This is a genomic window from Streptomyces sp. 150FB, from assembly GCF_000818195.1.
Taxonomy (GTDB): domain Bacteria; phylum Actinomycetota; class Actinomycetes; order Streptomycetales; family Streptomycetaceae; genus Streptomyces.
The window spans coordinates 7,822,545-7,849,467 of record NZ_JTHL01000001.1; the positions used below are offsets into that span (position 1 = coordinate 7,822,545).

Annotated in this window: 23 protein-coding genes; 10 read left to right on the forward strand and 13 right to left on the reverse strand. The window is 69.6% G+C overall.

Annotation, left to right across the window (positions count from 1 at the left end; genetic code table 11):
- Positions 1-46: 46 nt before the first annotated feature.
- From QR77_RS33565 to QR77_RS33610, 10 genes are all read right to left on the reverse strand, one after another.
- On the reverse strand, positions 47-934 hold the full coding sequence (locus QR77_RS33565; protein ID WP_236710921.1) for an AAA family ATPase: 888 nt from the start codon (positions 932-934) through the stop codon (positions 47-49).
- Between the two features lie 40 nt (positions 935-974).
- Positions 975-2,042, reverse strand: coding sequence for a cupin domain-containing protein (locus QR77_RS33570; RefSeq protein WP_040025801.1), 1,068 nt, complete (start codon positions 2,040-2,042; stop codon positions 975-977).
- A 92-nt stretch (positions 2,043-2,134) separates the two neighbouring features.
- A complete protein-coding gene (locus QR77_RS33575; RefSeq protein ID WP_236710922.1) occupies positions 2,135-3,370 on the reverse strand; it encodes an MFS transporter in 1,236 nt (411 codons plus the stop codon).
- 126 nt (positions 3,371-3,496) lie between these two features.
- The gene (locus tag QR77_RS33580) at positions 3,497-4,630 is read right to left on the reverse strand and encodes an ABC transporter ATP-binding protein (protein ID WP_040025804.1); all 1,134 of its coding nucleotides are present in this window, start codon (positions 4,628-4,630) and stop codon (positions 3,497-3,499) included.
- Between the two features lie 16 nt (positions 4,631-4,646).
- Positions 4,647-6,437, reverse strand: a complete 1,791-nt coding sequence (locus QR77_RS33585) for an iron ABC transporter permease (RefSeq protein ID WP_040025805.1) — start codon at positions 6,435-6,437, stop codon at positions 4,647-4,649.
- Between the two features lie 6 nt (positions 6,438-6,443).
- Complete coding sequence (locus QR77_RS33590) at positions 6,444-7,553, reverse strand: extracellular solute-binding protein (RefSeq protein WP_040025806.1); 1,110 nt, start codon at positions 7,551-7,553, stop codon at positions 6,444-6,446.
- Positions 7,554-7,594: 41 nt separating this feature from the next.
- A complete protein-coding gene (locus QR77_RS33595; protein ID WP_040025808.1) occupies positions 7,595-8,707 on the reverse strand; it encodes an extracellular solute-binding protein in 1,113 nt (370 codons plus the stop codon).
- A 1,166-nt stretch (positions 8,708-9,873) separates the two neighbouring features.
- On the reverse strand, positions 9,874-11,523 hold the full coding sequence (locus QR77_RS33600) for an ethanolamine ammonia-lyase reactivating factor EutA (RefSeq protein ID WP_236710923.1): 1,650 nt from the start codon (positions 11,521-11,523) through the stop codon (positions 9,874-9,876).
- Positions 11,524-11,668: 145 nt separating this feature from the next.
- Complete coding sequence (locus QR77_RS33605) at positions 11,669-12,784, reverse strand: ethanolamine ammonia lyase-activating protein (RefSeq protein WP_040025809.1); 1,116 nt, start codon at positions 12,782-12,784, stop codon at positions 11,669-11,671.
- A gap of 198 nt (positions 12,785-12,982) precedes the next feature.
- A complete protein-coding gene (locus QR77_RS33610; RefSeq protein WP_040029092.1) occupies positions 12,983-13,726 on the reverse strand; it encodes a 2,3-bisphosphoglycerate-dependent phosphoglycerate mutase in 744 nt (247 codons plus the stop codon).
- A gap of 212 nt (positions 13,727-13,938) precedes the next feature.
- Between QR77_RS33610 and QR77_RS33615 the strand changes: the two genes are divergently transcribed.
- From QR77_RS33615 to QR77_RS33635, 5 genes are all read left to right on the forward strand, one after another.
- A complete protein-coding gene (locus QR77_RS33615; protein ID WP_040025811.1) occupies positions 13,939-14,262 on the forward strand; it encodes a 2Fe-2S iron-sulfur cluster-binding protein in 324 nt (107 codons plus the stop codon).
- A gap of 217 nt (positions 14,263-14,479) precedes the next feature.
- The gene (locus QR77_RS33620; RefSeq protein WP_040025813.1) at positions 14,480-15,766 is read left to right on the forward strand and encodes an aromatic ring-hydroxylating dioxygenase subunit alpha; all 1,287 of its coding nucleotides are present in this window, start codon (positions 14,480-14,482) and stop codon (positions 15,764-15,766) included.
- Between the two features lies 1 nt (position 15,767).
- Positions 15,768-16,292 carry a hypothetical protein gene (locus tag QR77_RS33625; RefSeq protein ID WP_040025814.1) on the forward strand — a complete coding sequence of 175 codons (525 nt, stop codon included), beginning with the start codon at positions 15,768-15,770 and terminating at the stop codon, positions 16,290-16,292.
- A 139-nt stretch (positions 16,293-16,431) separates the two neighbouring features.
- On the forward strand, positions 16,432-17,280 hold the full coding sequence (locus QR77_RS33630) for a 3-methyl-2-oxobutanoate hydroxymethyltransferase (RefSeq protein WP_040025815.1): 849 nt from the start codon (positions 16,432-16,434) through the stop codon (positions 17,278-17,280).
- Positions 17,281-17,317: 37 nt separating this feature from the next.
- Complete coding sequence (locus QR77_RS33635) at positions 17,318-18,166, forward strand: alpha/beta hydrolase (RefSeq protein ID WP_040025816.1); 849 nt, start codon at positions 17,318-17,320, stop codon at positions 18,164-18,166.
- Positions 18,167-18,237: 71 nt separating this feature from the next.
- Here the strand turns inward: QR77_RS33635 and QR77_RS33640 are convergent, their stop codons facing one another.
- Both QR77_RS33640 and QR77_RS33645 read right to left on the reverse strand, forming a co-directional pair.
- Positions 18,238-18,690 (reverse strand): RpiB/LacA/LacB family sugar-phosphate isomerase, encoded by a 453-nt coding sequence (locus tag QR77_RS33640; protein ID WP_173476391.1) that lies wholly within the window; start codon positions 18,688-18,690, stop codon positions 18,238-18,240.
- A gap of 77 nt (positions 18,691-18,767) precedes the next feature.
- Positions 18,768-19,715 carry an ABC transporter substrate-binding protein gene (locus QR77_RS33645; RefSeq protein ID WP_040025817.1) on the reverse strand — a complete coding sequence of 316 codons (948 nt, stop codon included), beginning with the start codon at positions 19,713-19,715 and terminating at the stop codon, positions 18,768-18,770.
- A gap of 207 nt (positions 19,716-19,922) precedes the next feature.
- On the opposite strand from QR77_RS33645, the gene QR77_RS33650 reads away from it, so the two are divergent.
- The 4 genes from QR77_RS33650 to QR77_RS33665 are packed head-to-tail and all read left to right on the forward strand — an operon-like array spanning position 19,923 to position 23,830.
- A complete protein-coding gene (locus tag QR77_RS33650) occupies positions 19,923-21,041 on the forward strand; it encodes a zinc-binding dehydrogenase (protein WP_040025818.1) in 1,119 nt (372 codons plus the stop codon).
- Positions 21,038-21,745: a 4-carboxy-4-hydroxy-2-oxoadipate aldolase/oxaloacetate decarboxylase gene (locus QR77_RS33655; RefSeq protein ID WP_040025819.1), complete on the forward strand. Its 708-nt coding sequence runs from the start codon at positions 21,038-21,040 to the stop codon at positions 21,743-21,745. The genes QR77_RS33650 and QR77_RS33655 overlap by 4 nt, the downstream gene beginning before the upstream one ends.
- Positions 21,746-21,805: 60 nt before the next feature.
- Positions 21,806-22,828: an amidohydrolase family protein gene (locus QR77_RS33660; protein WP_040029094.1), complete on the forward strand. Its 1,023-nt coding sequence runs from the start codon at positions 21,806-21,808 to the stop codon at positions 22,826-22,828.
- 6 nt (positions 22,829-22,834) lie between these two features.
- Entirely contained in the window at positions 22,835-23,830 is a 996-nt protein-coding gene (locus QR77_RS33665) for a 4,5-dihydroxyphthalate decarboxylase (protein ID WP_040025820.1), read from the forward strand.
- A gap of 108 nt (positions 23,831-23,938) precedes the next feature.
- Here QR77_RS33665 and QR77_RS33670 read toward each other — a convergent pair whose 3' ends face one another.
- Positions 23,939-25,234, reverse strand: coding sequence for an FAD-dependent oxidoreductase (locus QR77_RS33670; protein WP_040025821.1), 1,296 nt, complete (start codon positions 25,232-25,234; stop codon positions 23,939-23,941).
- A gap of 565 nt (positions 25,235-25,799) precedes the next feature.
- Here QR77_RS33670 and rsgA point away from each other — a divergent pair.
- Complete coding sequence (gene rsgA / locus QR77_RS33675; RefSeq protein ID WP_052489778.1) at positions 25,800-26,867, forward strand: ribosome small subunit-dependent GTPase A; 1,068 nt, start codon at positions 25,800-25,802, stop codon at positions 26,865-26,867.
- The last annotated feature ends 56 nt before the right edge of the window (positions 26,868-26,923 follow it).

Sequence of the window (26,923 nt, forward strand, 5' to 3'; positions counted from 1 at the left end):
GTGTGAGGGGCCGGGGCCGTCTGCCGCGTACGCGGCGGCCGGAGTGTCAGGCGGCGCCCGACGCGGTACTCGCGGCCAGTTCGTCGGCGGCCTCCCGCGCCGCGAGCAGCAGGTCCTCGGCACACAGCGACGACGGCTCACGCGCCGTCTCCAGACGCAGCGCGAGCGCACCGTGCACCGTTTTGCGGATCCGCCGTCCGTCCAGGCCGGCGAGCGTCCTGCCCACCCGCCGGTGCAGCGCGCCGTCCTCGGCGAGTCCGCTCAACTCGGGCCACTGCGCCGCCAGTTCACGGAGCGAGTCGGCGACGATCAGCGGAATCACCGACTCGTCGGGCAGGTCCGTACGGACCAGCAGGTCGGCCCGCGAGAGGAACGCGTCGTCCACGGCTTCCGCGAAGTTCGTCGTGACCACCAGCAGTGTCCCGGGCCGCTGCGCCCGCAGCACGTCCAGGCCGCTGAGCACGGCGTCGGTCGCCCGGTGCACATCGACGGGATTGGTGTCGAACGACGCGGCCTGCCGCCGTACGGCCAGCGCCTCCACCTCGTCCACGAGCACCATGGTGTGCGGGCGGCGGGCGGCCAGCTCGGGCAGATCCTCCCTGAAGAGCCGGGAGACGGCGCGCTGGCTCTCGCCGAGCATCTCGCTGGGGAAGGCGTGCGGATCGACCTCGACAAGCGTCGTCGCGCCGTGCGGCGCCAGCGCACGCGCCGCCGCCTGGGCGAGCCCCTGGGCCAGGGTCGTCTTGCCGGTGCCCGGCGGCCCGGCGAGCACCACCAGGCCGTGCGGCGCCACGGCCGAGCCCGCGAGCCGCCGCCCGTGCCGGAGCACGAGGACGGCGGTCGCGAGCAGCCGCTCCTTGACACGCGGATCGACGATCACCGCGTCCCACGGCCCGTCATGGTGGTCGGACGGCAGGGCGTGAACTCCGGTCACCCCGTGGGGGAGTGCGGCACTCAACGTGTCAGGCCCCCGCTCACGGCCAGGTGGGACGCGTCAGCGCCGGCCACTGGATGGTCGAAGGGTCACCGGCCTGCGCGTCGCGGATGTGCTCCGGCGGCTCCTCGAAGAGGACCAGCGGATCGCAGAGCGCCCGCATGGTCTCCAGCAGGCTGTCGAACATGTGGATGCGCACGACCTTCGCCGTCCGCTCGGGATCGGTGTTGATGTGCTGGTGCCACAGGAAGTGGTCGACAACGATGATGTCGCCCTTCTTCCACGGATGGCGCTCGCCGCCCTCGGGCTCCGTGCCCAGGTAGCTCTCCCCGGAGCCCTCGACCACGTACAGCCACGCCTCGCCGGGATGCCGGTGCATCGACTGGGCACGGCCGGGGCCGATCTCGAACATGGCCATGGTGATGCCGGACGCCTGGTAGCCGATCGCCCGGTCCAACAGGAAGGTCGTACGGGTACCGCGCGGTGTGTTGCGCAGCTCCAACTCGTCCCAGCTCGTGTGCAGTCGGCCCGAGCGGCGGGCCTCCTGGTCACGCGCCAGCCGGCGCAGTCGCGCCGAGTACGGGTCGGCCCCGTCGCGGCCCGGCGAGAACGGCGGGCGCGGCGACAGCTCGGCGACCGGAGTGTGTCCCGCGTCCTCGATGGACGCCATCCCCATCGTCTCCAGCATCGGCTCGCTGGAGAACGTCAGGTAACGCGTGGTGATGTCACCGTCGTTGCCGCTGCGGTGCCAGGCCCACGCCGGCAGATGCAGCGAGTCGCCGGGGCCCCACTCGATGCGCTCCCCGTCGATCTCGGTCCATCCCCGCCCCGCCACCACGAACACCATGGCGTCCCAGGAGTGCCGGTGCACCGTGGTGGTGGTGCCGGGGTCGATCTCATGGGCGAGGGCGTCCATGCTGCGCGTCGGGAAGTCGCCGTCGGCGCCGGCGTAAACCCCGACCCGGCTGCCCCGCTCGGTGGGGTGCATCGTGACGTCTTCCAGCGCGGCCACCGTCCGGTGGTTGTCCCGCCACTGTTCGATGAACTCCGCCCGGCGGCGTTTCTGCACGTGGTAGTGGGTGACTTCGGTCGTGGTACGGGTACTCATCGTGCCTCCCTGCTCTGGGTAGGTCGGGCTGCTCCGGGTAGGTCCGGCTGCTATGGGCAGGTCGGGGTGGGACCGTGCCCCGGAATGAGGTCTCAGGTGGCGGCGGGTCCCGGTTTCGCCACGGTGTATTCGCGGACCGTACGGCTGCGCAGCGCGCTCACCCCCGAGACGACGGCGGGCACCAGGCCGCCGAGCGTGAGCGCGGAGATCGGTCCCATCGCGCCGGCGACCGTGCCGATCACACTGTCGCCGATCGCCGGGCCGCCCCTGGAACACATCTGGTAGATGGCGGAGACCCGGCCGCGCAGCTCGTCGGGCGTCTCCACCTGCACGGCGGCGTGCCGCACCGTGGTCGCCAGCGCGTCGGCGGCCCCGAGGAACAGCGCCATCACGATCGCGACGGGGAAGATCCGTGACTGGGCGAGACCCACAACGGCCAGTCCGTAGGCGGCCGTTCCCCACAGGACGATCCGCCCCGAGCGCGCGGTGCGGACCAGTCTGAACACCCAGACCGAACCCACCAGGGCGCCGGCCGAGGGCGCCGCCGAGAGCAGACCGTACCCGGTGGCCCCGACATGCAGGACCTCGGCGGCGAAGGCGGGCAGCAGCACCCGGTAGGCGCCGAAGACGGTGGCCGCCAGGTCCAGCCCCATCAACTGCCAGACCACGGGCTCCCGTCGTACGTACGTCACCCCCTCGCGCAGGCTCTCCAGCAGCGACCGCCGCTCGGCGCTCACCTCCAGCGGCGGTACGCGCAGCATCGCGAGGACCACCACGAGCGCCGCGTACGTCACTGCGTCGAACACGTACACCGCACCCGGCCCGCCGAGGGCGATGAGCACCCCAGCGAAGGCGGGCCCGACCAGAACGGCCAGCTCACGCGAGGGGTTGAGCAGCGCGAAAGCCTCCACGAGCTGCTCGCGCGGCACCATCGCCGGGATGAGCGCCTGCCGGGCCGGCTGGTCGAACGTCGCCGCCGCCGTCGCGAGCAGCGAGGAGATGACGACCGTCCACACCGTGGCGGAGCCGGCGAGTGTGACGGCGGCGATCCCCGCCGAGACGACGAGCGCCACACACTGGGTCACCTGGAGCAGCCGGCGCCGGTCGAGCCGGTCGGCGTAGATCCCCCCGATCGGGGAGAGCACCAGCAGCGCGACGGCCTGGGCGAGGCCGACGAGCCCCACCTGCGCGGTGGAACCGGTGAGTTGGTAGACCTGGTAGAGGTTGGCAGCGACGGCGCCCCGGGTCCCGATCTGGGACAGGATGACTCCGCCCCAGTACAGGTCGAAGTCCCGGTTGCGCAGTACGTCGGGTATCGCGACAGGCACAGTCCGCCTCTCTTCGTCCATCTCCTGGCCGGGTGTGTCCGGCCGGCGGTGCGTTCGGCCGCTGATGTGTCCCGGCCGGTGGTGTGTTCCGTACGGCCGTGTGCCGGCCGGGCGGCGGAGACGGATTCAGTCGACGGGTACGAGTGTCACGTTGTCCGGGTCGACGGTCAGGTGGACGTCGGTGCCGGGCTGGATCGACACCGTCGGGTTGGAACGGCTGCGGACCTCGATGCCGTCGACACCAGCGATGTGGTCCACGACGTCTCCGAGGAAGGCGCGGGTCAGCACCTTGCCCGACCACTCGTTGGGCACGTCGCCGCGCCGGGTCGTGGAGATGCCGACACACTCGGGGCGGATCGAGATCAGGACCGTCTCGCCCACCGCGGGTGCCTTCACGACCTGCCGGGCGACCAGCCGTCCCTGGCTCGTCTCGGAGATCACCTCGTCGCCCTTCACCGAAATGACCTTTCCCTCCATGAAGTTGGAGGTGCCGATGAACTCGGCCACGAACCGGGTGGCCGGCTTGGTGTAGATCTCGCGCGGCTTGCCGATCTGCTCGATCCGGCCCTTGTTCATCACGGCGATCCGGTTGGACATCACCAGAGCCTCGGACTGGTCGTGCGTCACATAGATCGCGGTGAGGTGCAACTCCCGCTGTAGCCGCTTGAGTTCGAAGCGCATGGTCTCGCGCAGCTTGGCGTCGAGGTTGGACAGCGGCTCGTCGAGCAGCATCAGCTCGGGCTGGGTCACCAGGGCGCGGGCGAGCGCGAGGCGCTGCTGCTGGCCGCCGGAGAGTTTGGTGGCGGCCCGGTCGGCGTACGCGCCCAGCTCGATCACGTTCAGCACGCGCTCGACGCGCTCCTCGATCTCCTTGCGTCCCGGCCGCTTGGCCCGGGGCATCACTTCGAGCGGGAACGAGACGTTCTTGAAGACCGACATGTGCGGCCAGATCGCGTACGACTGGAAGACCATGCCGAAGCCGCGGCGGTTCGCCTTGAGGTTGACACCCTTCTTGGCGTCGAAGAGCACCCGTCCGCCGAGGGTCACCCGGCCGTCCGTCGGCCGTTCGAGCCCGGCGACGGAGCGCAGGGTGGTGGTCTTGCCGCAGCCGGACGGGCCGAGCAGGGTGAACAACTCGCCGTCCTGGACGTCGAAGTCGACCCCGCCGACGGCATAGGTGCGGGTGGTGTCGGAGCCCTTGCGGGACTTGCGCCCGGCGGACTCGTCGTAGCTCTTGGTGAGGGAATCGACAGTCAGCATCCCTGAAATTCCTTCGCTAGTTCGTGGAGTCGCTCTGCAGCCCGAACCGGGCGCCGAAGCGGTAGGCAATGGAGACGAGCAGCATGAGGATCAGGACCATGCAGACGCCGAGCGCGGCGAGAGTGGTGAACTGGCCGTTCTCGAACTGCTCCCAGATCAGGACCGAGAGCACCTCCTTGCCCGGGCTGTAGAGCAGGATCGTGCTGGAGAGTTCGCGGAAGGACACCACGAGGATGTAGACCCAGCCGGCCAGGATGCCGCTGCTCATCAGCGGCAGCAGGATGCGCCGGAACGTCTGGAACCAGGAGGCCCCGGAGACCGCCGCCGACTCCTCCAGCTCCGGTGACATCTGGGCCATCGCCGCCGAGGAGTAGCGCATGCCGTACGGCAGATAGCGCGTGCAGTAGGCGATCAGCAGGATCAGCAGCGTGCCGTAGATCGGCAGCGGCACCCGCAGGTAGACGAACGACAGGGCGAGTCCGAGGACGAGCCCGGGGATCACGATGGGGGTGAAGGCGAGCATGTCGAGCAGGCGCCGCCCGCGCGCCCTGGTACGCAGGACCACCCACGACACCACGGCGGTCAGCACCATGACCAGGGTCGCCGCCCCGACCCCCAGCAGCAGGGAGTTCTTCAGCGCCGTGAACGCCAGCGGCATGTGCAGGACCTGCCGGTAGTTGTCCAGCGTCATGGTGCTCAGGGCCTTGCGCGACGGAGCCGCGTAGAACTTGAGCAGCGACGCGTAGACGAGTACGGCGACCGGAAGCAGCACCGTGAACAGGAAGTACAGGATCACCGCGCCGCCGACGAACGGCCTGGCGCGCCCCAGCTCCACGGGCCGGGGGCGGAACGCCTTGCCGGTCACCGTCTGGTAGTTGCGCGACGAGCGCTGGAGCCAGCTCGACAGCAGCACCCCGGCCGCCGCGATGACCAGCAGCCCGATGGCGTACGCGCCGGCCGAGCCGTAGTCGACGGGGTAGGCCCGCAGGACGAAGTAGATCCGGCTGGTGAAGACGTAGATGCCGTTCTGGAGCCCCAGCAGTCCCGGCACCTCGAAGCTCTCCAGCGACTGCACGAACATCAGGAGGGCGGAGGAGACCATCGCGGGACGCAGCAGCGGGAGCGTGATGCGCCACAGGATGATGCCCCTGCCGGCTCCCGACATCGCGGCCGACTCCTCCAGCGAGGGGTCCATCGCGCGGAAGGCGGCGACCATGAGGAGGAAGGCGACCGGGGCCAGGTGCAGGCCCTGCACCCAGATCATGCCCCAGAGGCTGTAGATGTTGATCGGGGTCGCGCCGAACAGCGGCTTGAAGACCAGGGAGTTGAGGATTCCGCTCGACGGGTCACCGAGGAAGATCCACGAGGTCGCGTAGAGGATGCCGGGCACGATGAGCGGCACCAGCGAGGCCGCGAAGAACAGCCCCTTGAACGGGGTGTCCGTGCGGACCTGTACGTAGGCGAGCACGGTGCCCAGTATCAGCGCGAGGGCCGCCGAACCGACGGCGAACCACATCGAGTTGAGCAGCATCGTGCCGGACTGGGAGTTGCCGCCGTAGGCGCGCGAGAAGGCGCCGAAGGACACTCCGCCGTTGCCGCTCAGGAACGTGTCGTGGAAGAGGTAGCCGAGCGGTACGAGGGCGAGGTAGCCGACGATGATGACGGCGCCGCCGACCAGCAGGGTCTGGAAGGAGAGCGGGCGGCGTACCAACCGTGCGAGCCGGCCGGGCGTCGCGGGCTCGTCAGGGCCGGGGCCGGTCCCCGGCTTCCGGGCGTCGGACGTGGTGGGAGGAGGTGCGAGTGCCATCCGCGATCACTTCCCGACCGTGGCGACGCCGCGCAGCAGTTCGTCGTACTTCTTGTCCCAGTTGCCGTTCTTCTCGCTCAGGCCCTTCACGTCGAAGGGGACGAGCGTGATCCCGTCGAGGCTCTTGTCGCCGGGGACCTTCGTCGAGGGGGTGAGGCCCTGGTCGACCAGTACCTTCTGGCCGTCCGTCAGCAGCCAGTCGTAGAACAGCCAGGCCGCGGCGGGATGCTGGGCGCCCTTGATCATGCCGACGCCGTTCGGCCGGCCGAAGGCGGGCACCGTCGACTTCTTGTTCGCCGGCAGGTGGGCGACGGGCGCGCCCTTCTCGGCCGCCCTGTCGGTGATGTAGGTGTAGTTCATCGCCTCCATCGGCGTCTGGCCCGCCGTGAGGAACTGCATCATCGTGGTGTGTCCCTTCGCCACCTTGGAGTTGGCGACGATGGCCTTCCACAACGCGTCGACCTGGGCCTGGGTCTTGCCGTGCGACAGCCAGTACTTGGTGACGTTCTCGAACCAGTCGCTGTCGCTGACCTCAAGCGTGATCTTGCCCTTGTACTTCGGCAGCGCCAGGTCCTCCCAGCTCGTCGGCTCCATACCGGGCTTGATCAGCGAGGTGTTCCAGGCCGGCTGGAAGATGTTGAGCCGGCTCGCCGTCCAGTGGGCGAACTTGCCGGTCGGCTCCACCTTGTCGAGGGCCGAGCCGTTGTAGTCCACCAGGAAGCCGTTGTCGGAGAGGGCGGTCATCTCCAGGAAGTTGGTCTCGACGGCGTCGGCCCCCGGACGCTTGGCGCCCTCCTCCTGCATGGTCCGCTGGAGGACCGTCTCGGAGTTGCCGCGGAAGACGCTGACATGGATGCCGGTCGCCTTCTCGAAGGCGTTCGCTATCGGGGTGGCGATGTCCGCGGTCATCGAGGTGTAGAGGGAGAGGATGTTCCCCTCCTGCTTGGCCAGCTCCTTCGCCTTGGCGCGCTGCTGGTCCTTGGGAAGTTTGGCGATCTGGGCGTAGGTGGCGTCGGCCTGACCGTTCGACGAGCTTGGCAGGGCGCCGCCGCATCCCGCGGTCAGGGCCGCGACCAGCAGGCCGGACACGGCGAGAGTCAAGTTACGGGTCCTCATACGAGTGCTCTCCTGAAGAGGTGCGAAAAATAGGTGTGGGCTCAGCCGGCCTTGGGGACTCCGCGCAGGAGAGCGTCGTAGTCGGCGTTCCACTTCTTGGTGTCGGTCTCGGCGGTCTTGGAGAGGCTGTACGTGGTGGTGCCGGCCGGAATCGGGTCCTTGTACCCGGGGACGGACTTGGCCGCCGGGATCCGCAGCGACTTGGCGATGATCTTCTGGCCGTCGCTGAGCACCCAGTCGGTCCAGAGCAGCGCGGCGGCGGCATGGCGGGGGTGGGCCATCAGGCCGACGCCGTTGGGCCGCAGGATCACCGGGTCCACCGCCGGCCGCCAGGCCACCGGAGCGCCCAGCTTGGCCGCCTTGTCGACGGTGTGGCTGTAGACCGAGAGGGCGACGGAGAACTGTCCGGCGCTGAGGAGTTCGCCCTGTACGGTGTGGCCCTTGGTCACCTTGACGTTGCTGACGAGCTTCTTGAAGAAGGAGTCGGCGGCGGCCTTGCTCATCCCTTTCTCCTCGGTCAGGTACGTGTACATCGACGCGTACCAGTCCCAGTCGCCGATCTCCACGGAGAGCTTGCCCTTCCACTTGGGCTCGGCGAGCTCGGCGAAGCTCTTCGGCTCCTGGCCGGGCGGGACCAGCGAGGTGTTCCAGCCGACGACAAAGGCGTTGAAGCGCTCGGCCGTCCATCCGCCGAGGCCCTTCGCCGTGTCCCGCAGACCGGCCTTGGCCGGACCGTCGTACGGGTGCAGCAGCTTCTGGCTGTCCAGTGCGCGCAGTTCGAGGTCGTTGGTGTCGATGACGTCGTTCTGCGGCTTGTTGGCCTGATTCTCCTGGAGCGCCCGCTGGAGGACGGTCTCGGAGTTGGCCCGGAAGGCGTTGACCTTGATGCCGGGGTAGGCCTTCTTGAAGCCGTCGACCAGGTCCTGGATGTCGGTGTTGGAGGTGTAGAGGTCCAGCACCCCGCCCTGCTTCTTGGCGTCGGCGAGCAGCTTCTGGGTCCGCTGCGTCCCGGTCAGTGAGTCGTAGGCGGAGTAGGGGTCGGCTCCTCCCCCTGCGGGGGGCTGGCCGGGGGCGGCCGTCGTGGGCGACGAGCCGCAGCTCACGAGGGTGAGGCTGACGGCCAGGAGGCCGGCGGTTAGGACACCAAGACGCATCGCACACTCCTAAAACGAAAGCCGGACGGTGTCTTCAGAGGGAAGAGCGCCGGACGTGAGAGAGGAGGGCCGGGCCGCGGCCGGGGCTCGGTCGTGGAACGGGGAGGAGGTCGGGGCCCGCGGTTGTCGAGCCGCGGATCCTCCGTAACACCCGTACGCCGTGCCGGTTGTCGTCCCGCATGGCTTTCACCTTCCGGTGGCCGGGGGTTTGGTCATTGCATGAAACACGAGCTTCGGTCTTATGGTCTAACCAACTGACAGTAGTGTTACCTCATTGTTACCGCTGGAAGACGGGCCCGTGCGCCGGGCCGGAGGGTGCCTTTTCCGCGCCCGGGCAGGGCGATCCGGCCGGTCAGGGGGGTGGTGGCGGTTCTTCCCGGCGCTCCGGCACCATCTCCCGGGCGGCGGGCACCGGTCGGAGTGTGCCCGTGTGTCCGTGTGTCCGACGGGGCGGCCCGGGTTCGGGCAGGCGGAAGAGGGCCGCCCGCGGGAGGTGACGCGCCGTCAGTGCCCGGACACACCGGTGTACGGGCGCACCGGCACACACTGTGCGTCCGTTGAGCGTCCGTGCGCCTGTCGGGCTACCCCGAGAGGTACGTCTCGGGAGTCGCCGGAGGGGTCCGGAGAAAGGGAAGGGCCGCGCGGGAAGCGGCAGGGGGCGCCGGCCGGTGCGGTCCGGCGGCGTCGCGGTGAGGCGCCAGGCAGTGACGTTTCGCCTGAAGCGGCGGCTGGTGCGAGGGGAGCGGGGGAGGCGCGTGGAGCCGGCGCGCCGGGCGTCGGTTATCCGGGCGTCGGATCGCCGGGTGCCCGGGTGTCGGGCGGTGCGCCGGCCTCCGTACCCACCGCTTGACGGCTTCATCAGCGGGGTGTGCTGGTGGTGACCTTCGCGCGAGTCCGGCGGTGGTTCCCTCTGTCGCGGTGGTGCGGCATGGCGGTACGTGGGGTGGCGGAGACCTCGGACATCGCCCGGGGCAGCTCACAGCGTGCTCCAGGCCGACCCCGGCGAGGGGAAAGCGGGTCTCCATGATGCGGCGTGCACGGCCGAAACCCTTTCGACGATTCTGCTCGACAGGGACACCTCGACCTCTCAGCCTCGTAGTGGCAGAGCTGCCCGGTAGATCATTACGCGTGTTCGACGCCCCCGTAAAGCGATCGCGCGCACAGGATCAGGAGGCGGACACCTGAACCTGCCGGGGATCCTCGCTGAACACGAGCGACTTGATGGTGACGGGCACGGTGTTGGACGGGAAGCGGACTCGTCCGATGTCGATGTAGTCGAAATCGCGCAGACTCAGCCCGTCGATGACGAGCAGATCGCAGGCGACCCCCAACTCCTCCCGGAGCAGTGTGCCGAGCGTCATGGCGACATCCCCGTCGAGCATCACGTAGACCGGCCTGTCCCGTGCGATCCGCTCGGCGAGACCGTCCCTGAGCCCGCGCGCGAAGGGCAGCAGCCGGTCGTAACTCGGCAGGCCGCTCCACGACATCGCCAGGGCGATGTCGGCGTCGGTCTGTGCCACGTCGAGCACGACGAGGTGATGGCGGACCGCCTCGGCGACGGCCGTCGGGTCGACGCTCTCCCCGAGGGTGTACTCCGGCCTGATGACCTGGAGGTTACGGCGCGGCAGCAGCGCGTCGGGGCTGGAGATGTAGCCGGTGTTGCCGCTGAGCTGGACGCTGTACTCGGACGCGCCCAGCGCGGTGGCGCGCATGCACTCGCCGGCCTCCAGCAGCGGGTACGGCAGCGCGCCGGAGTCCACTCGGCGGCGCAGGGCGCGGCCCAGCGGACCGCCGAGGTCGCCGAACTGCCGGGTCTCCCGCCCGTAGACGTACTCACCGACCCCGCCGGAGAACATCACACCGTCGAACGGCCCTGTCGCGGCGAGCGGGTCGGTCAGGAACAGCCGCTCGACATCCCCGGGAAGCGGGTCGGTGGTGAGGGCGCTGACGAGGGTGTCCGCCATGGTCTCGGCCACCTTCTCGATCTCGTCGGCGTGTGCCGCGGCGCCCAGCTCCCAGTCGTAGCCAGCCCGGAGCGCGTGCGCACGGCCCGCCGGGTCGAGCCTGACGATCCGGTCACCGTCGTCGACGACCTGGAGCCGGCCGCCGATGTGCACGGCCGCCGTGGTGACGATCCGGCCGCCCTCCAGCACCGCGAGCTTGGTCGTACCGCCGCCGATGTCGACATTGAGGATGCGAAGACCGGTGTCGTACGAGCGCTTGGCCGCGCCCGAGCCGTACGCGGCGAGCATGGCCTCCATGTGGTGGCCCGCCGTCGCGTTGACCAGTTCGCCCCCGCGTTCGGCGAGGATGCCGGCGATCGCCGACGCGTTCGTACGGCGCAGCGCCTCGCCGGTGAGGATCACCACCCCGGTGTCGACATCCGCCGGATCGACGTCGGCGGCCGTGTAGGCCCGGTCGATGATCGAGCCCAGCGCCTCGGCGTCGATGTGCTCGGCGCTCGCGTACGGGGTCAGCTCGACCGGGGACCTGAAGACGGTCTCCCGGTGGACGACGATGTAGCGGCTGGTCAGGTCCTCGCTGATCCGGCGCAGATGCAGCCGGGAGAAGACGACCTGGGTGCCGGATGACCCGATGTCCATCCCGACGCTGTGCAGCTTGACGTTGTCCTGCTGCCAGATCGGGTTGTCCTCCAGCGGGCTCAGCGCCTCGTCGTCGTGGTCGTGGTCATGGTCGGGGGAGTACGCCGAGTAGACGGTGCGCACATCGTGTTCATGGCCCTGCCTGTGATCGTGCCCGTGTGTGTGGTGGTGGCCGTGTTCGTGGTCGCTGCTGTGCGCACCGGCGTTGCTCACGCTCGTACTCCTCATCGTGGTCGCTGGACGGATTCCGGCACCCGGACCGAACCGCGACCGGACGACGACGTGCGGCCCGCTGGGGAAGAGGCGGGCCGCACGGGTGACGGACGGTCGGAGAGCGGTGACCGGCGGGCGCGAGTCCTTACGGCTTGGGCGCGAGCGTCGGGATCTCCGCCTCGTACACGGCGTCCATCCGCGGCTCCAGACCCTGCTTGGCCAGCGCCTCGCGGAAGGTCTCCCGCACATACGGCGACTCGTCCGCGTAGTCGATCTGGTCGCCGCCGATACGCTCGCTGATCCAGGCCTTCGGCACGCCCTGGGCGTTGCGCACCGAGACCACCTCGTGCTTGAAGGCGAGGTAACGGCTCGGCTCGGTACCGGTGTTGAAGTGCTGGTGGTACCACATGTTCGGCGGGACGATCAGGGTGCCGACACCCCACTCGTAGCGCTGCGGCTCCTCGCCCTCCGGCCACATCAGGCTGTAACCCTCGCCGGAGAGCATGATGACGTGGGCGCCGGGGCCGTGCTTGTGGCCCTTCTTGTAGGTGGCGATCGGGAACTGCGAGATATGGCTGTTCATCGAGCCCTTGGCCATCGCGAAGCGGATGTGCCCGCCGCCGGCGCCGCGCTCCTTCGCCTCGATCAGCGGCAGGTTGGCCGCGTCTGCGACGAAGTTGGTGTCGAGGAGCAGGCCCTTCTGCTCGCCGTTGGGGGAGAAGTAGTCCGGCTCCCCGTTGAAGCGGTCGGGGAAGTCCTTCGGTGTGTTGAACACGAAGTCGACGTCGTCGTAGAGATTGATGATCGGGGGCATGTTCGTGGAGGAGACGAACCGCGCCGTCTTCTGCCCCGACCCGTTGAAGTGCTGGTGGTTGGCGTTCAGCGGGATGGCGAACAGCGAGCCCGCCGCCCACTCGAAGGTGACCTCGGCGCCGGCGTCGTTCCACACCTTGGTGGACCCCTGGCCTTCGAGGATGAGGATCATCTCCTCGAAGAGCTGGCGCTGCGGCGCCAGTTTGCCGCCCGCCGGGATCTCGCAGACGTAGCAGTCGTTGGAGGTACGGGTCGCCTCGTGGTTGATGAACACACCGCGGCCGCCGCGCCGTTCCCACGGCTTGAGTTCGACCGTCCGCAGATCGCGCACGTAGTGGGCGGCGATGATGTCCAGCCCCTCGGCGGCGACCCAGCGGGTGTACGGAGATTCCTTCTCCGTGGCGAACTTCGCCGCGAGATTCTCGTTGACAATCGCGTCCTTGGCCATGCAACGGCCCTTCCTGGTCGGCGTCACGTCATTACGTCACAGAGGTGGGCGGAACACATGCGGCCGGCTCTGTGGGTGGCCCCCGGAGGGCGGGCAGGCGGGGCCGCAGCGGATTGGTAGAACCATAAGTCCAGCATATGTACGTGTCAACGAACCAGAACGGCGCCGTCCGTGGCCCGGCTGACCGGCCCGTACGGATCAGTGGCCCTCGTCGGCCACCGCCCGGACGGCCACGGCCGCCTGTTCCGGTTCCAGGTAGCGGCCACCGCGCTCGGCGGGGACCAGCCGCTCGTCGAGTTCGTAGCGCAGCGGGATCCCGGTGGGGATGTTCAGTGTCATGACCTCCTCGTGGCTCAGGCCGTCGAGGTGCGCGACCAGCGCGCGCAGCGAGTTGCTGTGCGCCACGACCAGCACTGTCGCTCCGGCGCGCAGGCCGGGCGCGATCGCGTCGTGCCAGTAGGGAAGCAGCCGGGCGCGGACATCGGCGAGGGACTCGGTCCGTGGCAGCAGGTCGCGGGGCAGCCCCGCGTACCGGGGGTCGTCCGAGACGTCCCACTCGCCGCCGCGTTCCGCCGGGGGTGGGGGAGTGTCGTACGAGCGGCGCCAGAGCTGGAACAGCTCCTCGCCGTACGTACGCAGGACCTCGCCCTTGTCCTGGCCCTGCAACGCGCCGTAGTGCCGCTCGTTCAGCCGCCAGTGCCGGCCGGTGGGGACCCAGGCCCGGCCCGCCGATTCGAGCGCGAGGGTGCCGGTGCGTACGGCACGGGTCAGTACGGAGGTGTGCGCCGCGGTCGGGAGCGCACCGGCGGCCCGCAGCAGCCGTCCGGCGTGCCGCGCCTGGGCCTCGCCGGCCGGGGTCAGGTCGACATCGGCCCACCCGGTGAACAGGTTCTTGGAGTTCCACTCGCTCTCGCCGTGGCGGAGAAGGATCAGTGTGCGCATGCGCCGATTGTTGCCGGGGCCGGTCACCGACCCTCCGTCAGGTGCGCTGCCACCCCCGCGATCCCGTCCGGCACGTGGCCCGCCGCCTCCCTCGGGTATGGACGCTTGTTCACTCGGGCACCATCTGGTCTAATGGACAGACCAAGGGACCGCGTACTCGCTGCCGTGTCCGTTGCTCCGGGAATGTCCAACCGTGAGAGGAAGTAGGGACCTTGCCCAAGGTGACCTTTGTCGGCAGTGCCGGTCCCGAACACACCGTCGACGCGGCGGTCGGTGACTCGGTCATGTCAGCCGCGGTGAAAAACGGAGTGCCCGGCATTCTCGCCGAGTGCGGCGGAAACTGTTCCTGCGCGACCTGCCATGTGTGGGTCCGCGAGGAGTTCGCGCCGCTCGTCGGCCCCCCGAACGAGATGGAGGACGACCTCCTCGACCTCGCGGTGGAGGAGCGGCGCCCCACCAGTCGCCTCTCCTGTCAGATCCGGGTCACGGAGGCCCTCGGCGGCCTGATCGTCGAGGTTCCTCCGGAGCACTCGTAGCCGGTACGCCGGACACCAGGCCCGACCACGGGCCCGTCCCGCCCCGGACCGGCCCGGCCGCGCGCCGGCCGCCCCGTAACCACACTTCAGCGGCGCGGCGCCCCGCGACCGTCCAAGGGAGAGCCCCCGCTCTCCGACCGGTGGTGCCTCGAACCCACCGCGAACACACCGATGTCGCCACCCCGGTGACGGGTCAGTACCTGAAAGGGAAACGGCCGTGCTAAGACAAGAGATCAACGAGCTCCTGACGCAGACCGGGCCCGGGACACCGATGGGGAATCTGTTCCGGCAGTACTGGATTCCGGCCCTGCACGCCGACGAGCTCTCCGAGAACGACTGCCCGCCCGTACGGGTCAAGCTGCTGTCCGAGCGCATGGTCGCCTTCCGCGACAGCGACGGACGGTACGGTCTGGTCGACGAGTTCTGCGCACACCGCGGCGCCTCGCTGTGGTTCGGCCGTAACGAGGGATCAGGGCTGCGCTGCCCGTACCACGGCTGGAAGTACGACGTCACCGGCCAGGCGATAGAGGTCCCCTCGGAGGCCGACAACAGCAGCTTCTGTCAGAACGTCAAGCTCACCGCCTACCCGCTGGTCAAGATCGGCGACCTGCTGTGGACGTACATGGGAGACCCGGCGACCCAGCCGGAGTTGCCGGAGTTCGAGTTCGCCCAGGTCCCGCCGGAGCAGACGTACACCTCCAAGCGCTTCCAGCAGAGCAACTGGCTCCAGGCGTTCGAGGGCGGCATCGACTCCAGCCATGTCACCTTCCTGCACTCCGGCGGCCTGAAGACCGATCCGCTGTTCAAGGGAGCCAAGGGCAACGAGTACAACATGAAGGACACCAAGCCGTTCTTCGAGGTCGCCGACAGCGAAGGGGGCCTCTTCGTGGGCGCCCGCCGCAACGCCGAGGAGGGCACCTACTACTGGCGGATCACGCCCTGGGTGATGCCGGCCTTCACGATGGTGCCGCCGCGCGGCGACCACCCGGTGCACGGCCACTTCTGGGTGCCGATCGACGACGAGAACTGCTGGACGTACTCGTTCGACTACCACCCGGTCCGCGCGCTGACGGAGGTGGAACGGCAGGCCATGCTCGACGGGCACGGGGTCCACAGCAAGAACATCCCCGGCACCTTCCGGCCCGAGGCCAACATGGACAACGACTACCTGATCGACCGTGAGGCCCAGCGGCGCGGGGACACGTACTCCGGTGTGGCGGGCATCGCCATGCAGGACGCCTCGCTCCAGGAGAGCATGGGTCCGATCGTGGACCGCAGCAGGGAGCGGCTCGTACCGGCCGACAGCGGGATCATCAAGGCCCGTCAGAAGCTGCGCAAGGCCGTGATCGCCCTGCGGGACGAGGGCGTGACGCCTCCCGGCGTGGATCCCGCGCACCACAGGGTCCGTTCGGCCGCCGTGGTCCTGCCGCAGGCGGAGTCCTTCCTCGACTCCTGCCGCGACGCGGTCACGGTCACACCGGGCGTCCCCCAGGCGTCGGTCTGACATGGCGGCCTCACCGGCGTATCCGATGTATCAGAGCGAGTGCGCACGGGCGACCTCGGCGGCCGAGTCGCGGTTCCGGATCAAGGCGCCCATCGCACCGGCCAGGGCCCCGCGCGTCATCGCACTGGACGGCAGGGCCGCCGGGGTCATGCGCCACCTCGCGACCAGGACCTGGGCCAACGCCAGGTTCTACACCAGTGAGACGGCGTACGAGGCCGGGCGGTCCGGCGAACCGGCGGACGCGGTGGCGCTCTGCGCGCTCGACGGTCCGCCGACGCGGCTCGGCGACGTACTGGCCGGCGCCGACGTGGTGGTGGTGCTCGCCACGGAGGACGGCGGACGGAGCGCTGCCGCCGCCATCGGCCGGGAGTGCGGCAGGAGAGGCATCACGACGGCCGGTGTGGTGCTGGGCGAGGGCTTCGAGGCGGACGACGCGGTCGCCGCCCTGCGGCCGTACGCCCGGGTGCTGCTGCTGTCCGCCGACGAGAGCGATGTGTTCGAACTGCTCACCGCGCTCAGAGTCTGAGAGGCGAGGAGCAGAGGGGCGAGGAGCGGAGGGGCGAGGGACCGGGACCGCCGATCGGCCGCTTTCGCGGCTCCGGCGGTCCCGCCCGTACCGGCCGTTCTCACGACGACAGGACCACGACAGAGAGAAGCAAGGCACTATGGGCAATACGTCTGACAAGGTCAGCCTGCGCTCCCTTCAGCGGATGAAGGACGAGGGCACCAAGATCGTCGGCGTGGTGGCCTGGGACTACCAGATCGCCCGCATCGTGGACCGGGCCGGTGTCGACATCGTCTCGGTCGGCGACACCGTCGGCATGAACCTGTGGGGACAGTCGAATCCCTTCGAGGTCACCATGGAGCAGATGCTCGTGGTCACCCAAGCGGTACGGCGTGGTGTGCGCCGCGCCCTGGTCAGCGCCGACTTCCCCTTCGGCCCCCTCCAGGAGGGCACGGACAGCGCGGTGCGCGCCGCCGTCCGCTTCGTCAAGGAGGCGGGGGTCGACATGGTCAAACTCGACGGTGCCTCCGACTTCCCCGACGCCGTAACGGCCGTCACCCGCGCGGGCATCCCGGTGTTCGCGCAGTTCGGGATCACCCCGCAGACCGCACTGCGGTACGGGGTCGAGTACAACGCGATCCCCTCCGCCGCCGACCAGATCCCCGAAGCGATGAAGGACGCGCTCGTCGAGGAGGCCAAACGGCTGGAGGAGGCGGGCGCCGCGCTGCTGAACTTCACCAACTCGGGCCCCGTCGTGGGCGAGGCGGTCGCCCGCGCCGTCTCCATCCCCGTCGTCGGCGGCTTCGGCGGCGGCCCCTGGCTCGACGGCCGGATGCGGATGGCCCACGCGGCCATCGGCTACTCGGCGGCGGCGATCGACAACCCGCCCGACACCTATGCCAACGTCGCCCGGATCACGCTCGACGCGATGACGGCGTACGCCGACGACGTACGGGCGGCGCGTCAGATCCCCGGCGGCATCCCCGTACCGCCCCGCCCCGCCCCGTGAACCGGAAACGGTCCGGCGGGGGAGAGGAGTAACCCCCATGCCCACCACCGTCATTGACGGCATCGTCACTCGCTACGAGGTGGCGGGCTCGGGCCCGCCACTGCTGATGTTCTCCCCGGGCGGCTTCGACTCCACCCTCGAAAGCTGGCGGACGGTGGGGATCTACCGCCGGCTGGGGCTGCTCGGCCGGCTGACGGAGCAGTACACCTGCGTCACCTTCGACCGCCGTGAGTCCGGCAGGTCAGGGGGGCGGGTGGAGCGGATCTCCTGGGCCGACTACGTCAGGCAGGGCGTCGGCCTCCTGGACCATCTCGACATCGGGCGGGCCCACTTGATGGGCGGCTGCGTCGGCTGCTCCACCGCTGCCGCGCTCGCGGTGGCCCACCCCGACCGGGTGCTGAGCATGGTGCTGTACTCGCCGGCCGGCGGGGTGAAGTACCGGATGAAACAGCACGCGCGGTTCCTGCGGCACCTCGCCTACGCCGAGGAGCACGGGCTCGACCAGGTCGTATCGCTGGCGCTTGGCTCCGAGGCGGGCTTCACCGCCGACCCCCGGGTCGGGCCCTGGGCCGGGGCCATCCGTAACGACGCTGATTTCGCGGGCCGTTACGCGCGGGCCGACGCCGGACGCTACCTGACGACGGTCGGCGCGATGGTGCGGCTGCTGTTCGACCGGGACACGGTGCCCGGTGCGGAGCCCGAAGACCTGCTGGGGCTCGACATCCCGGCGCTCGTGGTGCCGGGACAGGACGAGTCGCACGCCCCATCAGCCGCGCGGTACTTGCAGGAGTGCCTTCCGCTGGCCGAGTACTGGGACATGCCGGTGGCGGAGCAGACCGAGGCCAACGCCCCTGGCAGGATCCTGGAGTTCCTTGGCAGGGTGTGAATCCGACGAGACGTCAGAAGAGGGGGTGCCCGGCCGGTGCGCGTGCTCCGGCCGGGCACCTCTTTGGTGCCTCAGGCCCGCGGGCCCTGCTCCAGTGCCGCGATCTGGTCGATGCGCCGCTGATGCACACCGCCCTTGAACGGGGTCTCCAGCCAGGCGGCCACGATCTCGTCGGCGGTCTCCGGAGCCAGTACCTTCGCGGCCAGGACAAGAACGTTGGAGTCGTTGTTCCCGCGTGAGATCCGGGTGCTCCACAGGTCGTGGCAGAGCCCCGCGCGCACCCCTCGTATCTTGTTGCACGCGATGGTCTCGCCCAGGCCGCTGCCGCCCAGCACGATCCCCCGGTCCGCCGGCCCCTCGATCACCTGCCCGCAGACGTCGACGCACAGCGGCGGGTAGTCCACCACCTGCGCGCCGCTGTGATCGCCGCGATCGTCGACGGTGTGGCCGTGTGCCGTCAGCCACGCGGTGAGACGGCTCTTCAGAGCGACGCCGTTGTGATCGGCGGCGATGGCGATACGCATGGTGTCTCCTGACGTCGGTGTGTTCGTGTGCCGGTGTGTCCGTGTGCCCCGAGCGTGAACAGGCCGCTCCGCGCGCTCTACGCGGTCAGTTCGCGCGTGGTCTCGGCGAACAACCCGTCCAGCTCCATCGGACGCGACAGAATGCGCTGGTCCACGGCATGGCGCATCAGGGCCTCCAGCACCGCCCGGTTGGGGGCGATCCCGTACGGCAGCGGGTCCGCGCCGGTCAGCTCCATCACCTGCCGGTACATACGGTCGGTCGCGGTCGGCGACTCCACGGCGCCGCCGCGCAGGCGGTCGACGTACATCTGCTTGGACCGGGCGAAGGCGTCGAACACATCGGCCCCCAACTCCGGCCTCTCCTTGAGCAGTTCGTCCTTCACCACCACCAGGTGGTTGATCGGGTACAGCCCGCGCCCGGTGAGCGCGGCGAAGCCCGCCTCCTGCGGACGCGGGATCAGCGGTGCCAGCTCGGGGGCGTCCGAGTTCACCCCGACGGTGGCGGCCAGATCGCCGTCGATCAGCATCTCCTCCAGCGAGCGATCGCCCTCCGCGGCCACGACATTCGACGGCGGCCGGTACCCGGCCACATGCTCGTCGCCCGACAGCACCCAGGTGATCCGGCTGAGGTCGACGCCGTACTCGTCCCGCAGGACGGACCGCGCCCATACGCCTGTGGTGACCGTGTAGCCGCGGCTCACCCCGACCCTGCGGCCCTCCAGGTCCTTGGGTCCTGAGATCCCCGAAGCGGGGTTGTGGAGGATCGCGCCGTGGTGGAAACCACGTACCAGGAACGCGGGTACGGCGGTGAAGCGCGCGCCGTGCTCCTTCGCCACCAGGTAGGTGGTGAGCGCCATCTCGCTGATGTCGAACTCAAGACCGCGCACCATCCGGCGGAAGGCATGGACCAGTACGGGCACCTCCTCGAACGCGAAGCGGAAGCCGTGCGGCTCGACCGCGCCGGTTTTCAGCGCCTCGTTGTTGCCCTGGGTGCGGGTCACGGTCCTGAGCTGAGGTTCGGCCATGTCGTCTGCTCGACTCTCTCTTGGCGGGCTGAAAGGCGGAAGGAGGATGGGCGGAAAGGCGGGAAAAGGGGACAGGCGGACCGCGCGGACGGCGGGGCGGCCGACCGCGCGGCAGGGGCCGTTCTGCGCGCAGAAAGGTAGCATGGTCAGTCCATCAGTCCATAGAGTACTGTGCCATCCGGACACCCCCGAGGATGAGGAGAGGTCATGGCAGAGCAGGTGCTGGCAGCGGTCAGGACGGCCCCGGGCACGACCGAACTGCGTGAATTCCCGATGCCGGACATACCGGCCGACGGGGCTCTGCTCAAGGTCGAGGTCGCCGGGATCTGCGGCACCGACGTGAAGATGTACGGCAAGCCGCCCTTCCCCGACCCGGTGATCATGGGGCACGAGAATGTCGGTGTCATCGCGAAAGCGGGCCGCGAGTTCACCGAGCGCAAGGGCCTCGTCGAGGGCGACCGCATCTTCGCCGAGCACTACGTCGGCTGCTTCCGCTGCGACTGGTGTCACCAGGGCGAGTACCGCCACTGCGAGGCGACCGACTGGCGCACCAACCCCGACGCCCGCCGCTACGGCTACACGTCGTCGGACAACCAGTACAACCTGTGGGGCGGCTTCTCGCAGTACCTCTACCTGCCGTGGAACTCGGTGACCCACCGGGTGCCCGACGGGGTGTCCGCCGAACTGGCCGGTCTGGTCACGCCGTTGTCGAACGGCATCGAATGGGCGTTGGTCACGGCGGGCGTCGGGTACGCCTCCACGGTCCTCATCCAGGGCCCGGGACAGCAGGGTCTGTCCCAGGTCGTCGCCTGCAAGCAGGCCGGCGCCTCGCTCATCATCGTCAGCGGTACGACCCGGGACGCGGCGCGGCTCGCCATGGCCGTGGAACTCGGTGCGGACGCCGTCATCGACGTGACCGAGGAGGACGCACTGGCCCGGATCATGGAGCTGACCGGCGGCCGGGGCGTCGACGTCGTGCTGGACTGCACGGCCGGCGCCGGAACCGCCCCTGTCCTGCTCGGTATTGACGCGCTCAAGCGCCGCGAGGGCACCATGGTCGTCCAGGGCGAGCTGGCCGCGTTCCCCGACTTCCCGATGAAGAAGCTCACCGAGAAGTCCATCGCCATGAAGAGCGCCCGGGGACACAGCTACCGCGCCTGCGAACTCGCCCTGGAACAGCTCGCATCGGGCCGTTTCCCACTGGAGAAGCTGAGCACCCACACCTTCGGCCTCCAGGACACCGACCGGGCCATCCGCACCGTCGGCGGCGAGAGCGGCGAGGACGCCATGCATGTCTCCCTGCTGCCCTGGATGGAGACCGCATGAGCGGCATCGTCGTACGCGACCCGCTCCGCGCCGAGCGGGAGGCCGTCGCCGGACTCGCCGGATACGGGGTCGCCACCGTGCACGAGGCCCAGGGCCGCACCGGTCTGCTCGACCCCGCGCTGCGCCCGGTCTACTCCGGCGCGCACATCGCCGGGACAGCGGTGACCGTCAGTGTGCCGCCGGGCGACAACTGGATGCTGCACGTCGCGATCGAGCAGTGCCGGGAGGGTGACATCCTCGTTGTCGCGCCCACCTCCCCTTCGGACGCCGGGTACTTCGGCGATCTGCTCGCCACCTCCGCCGCCGCGCGCGGTGTCAGCGGCCTGATCATCGACGCCGGCTGCCGTGACGTGGCTGATCTGAAGCGGATGGGCTTTCCCGTATGGGCGCGGCACATCTGCGCGTTCGGCACCGTCAAGGAGACCCTCGGCGAGGTCAACACCCCGCTGGTCTGCGCCGGTCAGTACATCGAGCCGGGCGATGTGATCGTCGCCGACGACGACGGTGCGGTGGTCGTACCGCGCGCCCGGGCCGCCCAGGTCGTCGAGAGTTCCCGTGCGCGGGAGGAGAAGGAAGCGGTGTCGCGCGCGCGGTACGGGAGCGGTGAACTCGGCCTGGACGTCAACAAGATGCGCGAGCGGCTGGAGCGCAAGGGCCTGACCTACGTGGACCGGTCGCCCGAGGGCCGTTCCGGTCGCGGCTGAGCCCGTCCGCAGGCTCGAAGGCCACGCCACTGACGGAACGAGGACCCCGAATCCATGCCCCTGATCATTGACTGCCACGGCCACTACACCACGGCCCCGCCCCAGCACCAGCGTTTCCGCGACGCCCAGCTCGCCCGGCTCGCCGACCCCTCGCTGCCTGTGCCCGAACCGGCCGCCATCAGCGACGACGAGATCCGCGAGAGCGTCGAGAACCACCAGCTCAAGGTGTTGCGCGAGCGCGGCGGCGACCTGATGCTCTTCTCTCCCAAGGCCTCCGGGATGGAACACCATGTCACGGACCCCGCGACCGCCCGCGTCTGGGCGCAGGTCAGCAACGACCTGATCCACCGGGTGACCGGACTCTTCCCGCAGCACTTCGCCGGAGTGTGCCAGCTCCCCCAGACACCGAACGGCACACTCGACGACGTGATCGCCGAGCTGCGCCGGTGCGTGGAGACCCTCGGCTTTGTCGGCTGCAACCTCAACCCCGACCCGTCCGGCGGGTTCTGGAACTCGCCGCCGCTCACCGACCCGTACTGGTTCCCGCTGTACGAGGTGCTGGTGGAGCTGGACGTACCCGCGATGATTCATGTCTCGACGTCCTGCAACCCGAGCTTCCACACACTCGGCGCGCACTATCTCAACGCCGACACCTCGGTGTTCATGCAGCTCGTCCAGCACGACCTGTTCGACCGCTTCCCGGCCCTGCGGTTCGTCATCCCGCACGGCGGCGGCGCTGTCCCGTACCACTGGGGGCGCTACCGGGGCCTCGCCGTCCGGATGGGCCGGCCCGACCCGGCGGAACACCTGATGCGGAACGTCTTCTTCGACACCTGTGTCTACCACCAGCCGGGCATCGACCTGCTGCACAAGGTCATTGACACCGACAACGTCCTCTTCGCCTCCGAGATGCTGGGCGCTGTCCGTGGTGTGGACCCGGAGACCGGCATCGCCTGGGACGACACCAAGCAGTACATCGAACGGGCAGGCCTCACCGACGAACAGTCGCACAAGGTCTTCGAGGGAAATGTCAGGCGCGTCTACCCCCGCCTGGACGCGCGACTGAATTCGGAAGGCAGGTAACACCCCATGTCCCGACTGCGACTGACCTTCGCCTGTGGCGACTACGACCGCACACGCGCCCTGTACGAAGGGACGATCCAGCCCGACGGGATCGATCTGACCTACCTCCGGCTGCCCGTCGAGGAGACGTTCTTCCGGATGATGCGCCACCAGGAGTTCGAGGTGGCGGAGATGTCGCTGTCCTCGTACGTCCTGTCCCTCAACGCCGACCCGTCGCCCTTCGTGGCGCTGCCGGTCTACACCTCCCGGATGTTCCGGCACGGCGCGCTCTACTGCCACGCCGACTCGGGCATCTCCTCCCCGGAGGACCTGCGCGGCAAGGTGGTGGGCACACCGGAGTACCAACTCACCGCGTGTGTATGGATGCGCGGCATCCTGGCGGACCGGCACAACGTACCGTTCGACTCCGTCACGTACCTGACGGGTGGTCAGGAGACAGCCGGGCGCATCGAGAAGGCGAAGGTGGCCCTCCCGGACTCGGTGAAGATCAGCCCCATCCCGTCCGACGCGACACTGGCCGCCATGCTGGCCGCGGGCGAGATCGACGCCCTGTGCACACCGCGCGTCCCGAGCCCGTTCGCCGCCGGCGACCCGCGGGTCCGGCGGGTGTTCCCCGATGTCGTCGCCAGCGAGAAGGACTACTACGCGCAGACGGGCATCTTCCCGATCATGCATGTGGTCGTGATCCGGCGCGACGTCTACGAGCAGTACCCGTGGGTCGCGCAGTCGCTGTACAAGTCGCTGCTCGCCGCCAAGAACCAGGCGTACGCGAGCCTTTACGACACCTCGGCGCTGCGCTTCATGCTGCCCTGGCTGACCCCGCAGTTGGAGGAGGCGCGGGCGCTCCTCGGGGACGACTACTGGTCGTACGGCGTCGGGGGCGCCAACCACGAGAACCTGTCGACGTTCCTGCGCTACCACCACGAGCAGGGGCTGTCGCGGCGCCGATGGACCCCCGAGGAGCTGTTCGCGCCCGAATCGCTGGAAGCGGCGGTCATCTAGGGCCGGTCGGCGGGGAATTGACAGTGCGGAGGAGAAGGGGACCGGCGGCGGAGCCGAAGCCACCGCCGCCGGTCCCCTCGTTGTGCTCCTGACGGGATGAACGCTCTTTCAGCTCGCCCCGACCGCGTCGCCGCGCGCGGCGAAGAGCGTCTTCAGCGGAGTGGCGGCGTCCCCGGCCCGCGCCGCCGGAATGGTCGCGTCCTGCGACAGCGCCTTCCGTACGGCCATGTAGTCGGACGGGTTGTTGACGGCGTCCACCGCCAGGAGTTGGTCCTCCCGGTAGTAGAGGACCGAGAACCGCTCCGAGTCCGGCTCGCCGCGTACGACATAACTGTCGTAGCCGGCGGAGAGCCCGGCGATCTGGAGCTTGAGGTCACCCTGGTACGACCAGAACCACGGCACCGTCCGGGTGTTCCGGAGGGTGCCGAGGAGCGTCGCCGCCGCTGTGCCCGCCTGGGCGACGGCGTTCTGCACCGACTCCAGCCGTACTCTGCCCAGTCCCGTCATCGGATGCGGCTGTACGGTGCAGTCGCCCGCCGCCACAACGGCGGGATCGCTGGTGCGCGCGTGGGAGTCGACGACGATACCGCCGTCACACTCCAGACCGAGACCCGTCGCGAGTTCGGTGCGCGGGACGACCCCCACGCCGACCAGGACGAGATCGGCAGGGACCTGCCGGCCGTCGGTGAGCCGCACCCCGGTCACCTGTCCGCCGGCCCCGTCGAAGCCCGACACCTGGGCGGACAGGAGCAGTTCGGTGCCGCGCCGCAGATGCGCCTGCCGGTAGAACTCCGAGACGACCGGTGCCACGGCTCGCTGGATCAGCCGGTCAGCGGCCTCGACGACGGTGACACTCTTGCCGAGCGCCCGGGCGACAGCGGCGGCTTCGAGGCCGATGAATCCGCCGCCGACCACAACGACCCGATGGGCGTGGGTGAGTTGTGCCCGCAGGTCCACCGCGTCGTCACGGTCCCGCAGGTAGCAGATCCCGCCGAGGTCGGACCCGGGCACGGCGAGCCGCCGGGGACCCGCCCCGACGGTGAGTGCCAGGCGGTCGAACGGCAGCGAGCGCCCCGACGCCGTGACGGCCGTACCCGATCCGGCGGGGTTGGCGGGGCCGGCGGGGTTGGCGGAGTTGGTGGCGGACAGGGCCAACTCGCTGACCCGCTCCCCGCGTACGAGCCGGATGTCGGAGTCGGTGTAGAAGGCGTCCGAACGGAAGGCCAGGGACTCGGCGGTCGCCTCGCCGGTGAGGAACTCCTTGGACAGCGGAGGCCGCTGGTAGGGCGGATGGTCCTCCTCGCCGACCAGGGTGATCGGTTCGGTGTCACCCAATTGCCTTAGGGAGACGGCTAGTTGGAGCCCGGCCTGGCTCGCGCCCACGATGAGCGTCCCGTTGCTCACCGGGACCTCCTGGAGGGGGGAACGAGAAGGGGACGCGGGGCGGCGGCGGACGGTCCGGCGACGCCGGGCGCCCGTCGAGGGCAACGTCGCTGGGCATGGCACAGCATCGAGCGGCCCCTCTCAACGTAGGCATTAATGTAATACCATTATACCATCGAGCGATTTCCGGGAAAGGGAGCGCGGACAGGCGCCCAGCCGGACGGCTCTCCGCTTCGTCTGACGCCTCATAAATACGTGGCGCGGACTGAGGTGGCCCGGTTATGGTCGATGCGTTGCGGACGGCGGCCGTTGGTTGAAGCCGCTGTTCAGGTGTGCCGAAGTGTGATCAGGGAGGTGTGACCGATGGCTGTTGTTGCGACGAGCGCTGCTCGCATCCGGAAGTTCATCAAGTTCACTCCCGTGGTCTCCGGCTGATCTCATTCCACCTGCGCGCCTGAGTGCGCGTGCCGGGGCCACCCCCCTGAAGGGTTCCCCCTTGTCTTTCTCCGCTGTCCCCAACTCAACAGCTTCCAGCTCCGCTCCTTTCAACTCCCCTTCCGCCGAGGCTTCTTCCCCGTCGCACGCCCTGGTCCCCTACGGATGGGACGAGGAGTGGGACGCGCGGTTCGCGCCGTACGCGGCGCGGGGTCTGCTGCTCGGCCGGGTGACCCGGGTCGACCGCGGCCTGTGCGACGTCGTCACCGCGGCGGGAATGGTCCGCGCCGACACGGAGTTCGTCGTGCCGCGCGATCCGATGAGTGTGGTGTGCACCGGCGACTGGGTGGCCGTCGACCCCGGCGGCGACCCGCGGTACGTACGGACCCTGCTGCCGCGCAGGACGGCCTTCGTACGGTCGACGTCCTCGCAGCGCTCCGAGGGCCAGATCCTCGCCGCCAACGTCGACCACGCCGTCATCGCGGTCTCCGCCCAGGCCGAACTCGATCTGGGGCGCGTCGAACGATTCCTGGCGCTCGGCTGGGAGAGCGGCGCCGTACCGCTGCTCGTGCTCACCAAGGCCGACCTGGTCGACGACCCGGCCGTGCTCGCCCATCTCGTCGAGGACGTCGGGAACACGGCGCCCGGCGTGCGGGTGCTCGCCGTCAGTTCGGAGACGGGGGAGGGGATCGAGGAACTCACCACCCTGCTCTCGGACGGTACGAGTGTGCTCATCGGGGCGTCGGGCGCCGGCAAGTCGACCCTCGCCAACGCGCTGCTCGGCGAGGACGCGATGGAGGTGCAGGCGATCCGTGACGTCGACGGCAAGGGCCGGCACACCACCACGACCCGTAACCTCCTGGTGCTGCCCGCCGGTGGCGTACTCATCGACACCCCCGGACTGCGGGGCGTCGGGCTCTGGGACGCCGGGACCGGCGTCGGACAGGTCTTCGCCGAGATCGAGGCGCTCGCCGAACAGTGCCGTTTCCACGACTGCGCCCACACGGCGGAGCCGGGGTGCGCGGTCCTCGCCGCCCTGGAGGACGGGGTGCTGTCGGACCGTCGACTGACGAGCTACCGCAAGCTCCTGCGGGAGAACGAGCGCATCGTCGCCAAGACCGACGCCCGGATGCGGGCGGCGGTGACCCGCGAGTGGAAGCTCAGGAGCGCCCAGGGCCGGCAGGCGAGCCGGATCAAGCGGGGCGGCCGGCCGAGCTGAGCGGGGCTGGCTTAGCGTCTGCGGGCGGGGTGGGGGCTGGGGGTGGGGAGGGTTGG